The organism is Escherichia sp. S10b, assembly GCF_028421345.1.
In the GTDB taxonomy this organism is placed as follows: domain Bacteria; phylum Pseudomonadota; class Gammaproteobacteria; order Enterobacterales; family Enterobacteriaceae; genus ECMA0423.
In genome coordinates this window covers 1-1,322 of sequence record NZ_JAHZSO010000071.1, presented here as the reverse complement: position 1 = coordinate 1,322, position 1,322 = coordinate 1, and the positions used below count along the sequence as shown (strand labels likewise).

At 52.5% G+C, this 1,322-nt stretch carries 1 protein-coding gene; it reads right to left on the bottom strand.

The window, feature by feature from the left end:
• Positions 1-30 precede the first annotated feature (30 nt).
• A complete protein-coding gene (locus tag FTE26_RS06200) occupies positions 31-1,251 on the bottom strand; it encodes an ISL3-like element ISKox3 family transposase (protein WP_000343760.1) in 1,221 nt (406 codons plus the stop codon).
• Between the last annotated feature and the right edge of the window lie 71 nt (positions 1,252-1,322).

Below are 1,322 nucleotides of genomic sequence, written 5' to 3'. Positions count from 1 at the left end.
ATGGGTCTTCCCCGATCATGGTGGGAAGGCTCAGAACGCCATATTCAGCTTTCCGTAGTGGAACATCACCCCCAGTTTAAAGCGCTCCCGGTTTCGGTATCCCCTGGCTTTTATCCTCAGCAGCCTGATCTTGCTGTTAAGTGCCTCCGCATTTCCGTTTGAGACACTGTGTCGCATCGCATTCAGGATCCCGTACAGCCTTTTTCCTATCGTTTTCGCGGCATTTTTCATCATGGGAACGTCACTGTTAGCCGCCAGCGCCAACCATCTCTGCCAGTCACTCCGTCTTTCCTCGCTCCATGGCCTGTTCCAGATATCCTTTGCCAGCTCTTTCAGCGCCCAGCACTGGCTCGTCAGCTTCATCTGTGCACGCAGCCACATCAGCTTTTCCTGCCGGGATTCGGTCATCCACTTATCGCTGTACTGCCACAGGAAGCGGGTTCCTTTTGCCTGGTGTCGGCTTTCAACAGGGAGGTGCGGATGTTCATTCTGACGGGTTTTATCAACTACCTCGCCCAGTTGCTTCGCCACATGGAAGCGGTCAAAGGCGATTTTCTCAACCGCACTGGGTAAGTGGATACGCGCTGCTCTTATATAGCCCGCGTTCATGTCCATTGAGAGCGTTTTGATAGCCAGCAACTGCCCATCAGTGAGCGTGCGAAGATAGCCGGCAAGACTCTCTGTGCCGCGATCATCCGTTAAGGCCAGCGCCCGACCATCGCGATCGGAGATCACCGTTATGTAACGATGTCCTTTTTTAAAGGCGACCTCATCCACATTCATATGACGGGCGGATAATGGCTTTTTTATCCGGGCAAGACCTCGCTTAACTGCCCGGGTCATAATGCCGTCAACCGCATTCCAACTGAGCTTAAGTTGCTTCCTGACAGCATCAACGGTGCTGATTTTCAGCCATGAGAGAACGAACGATTCGAATAGCAACGTATACCGGCTTCCGGGGCCAGCCCACGGAACAGGCAACGTCAGGCAGCCATGCTCCGGACACATAATTCGTGGAACATCGGCTTCAACAATAGTGGTGAACTGGCAGGTATCAAGATGGCGCCATTTACGATGACGGTGATCGTGAACAGAACAGGATTTACCGCAGGTCGGACAGGCTAGCCGGGTGTTTTCAGCGATCTCAATAGTGACAGTAACAGAACCGGCATTTTCATCGAGAGAAAGGGACTTTACCTGCCACGGATCGGACAGGTTGAGAATATGAGCGTAGAGGGACTTTTCGTCCATGGCGGTGACCTCTGGCGATTAAATACACCATTATCATGCCTTCAGCCACCACAACAAGGGAAGACCCATAT

Excerpts from the sequence above, each read along its gene's own strand:
- FTE26_RS06200 (WP_000343760.1), bottom strand. The coding sequence starts at position 1,251 with ATGGACGAAAAGTCCCTCTACGCTCATATTCTCAACCTGTCCGATCCG.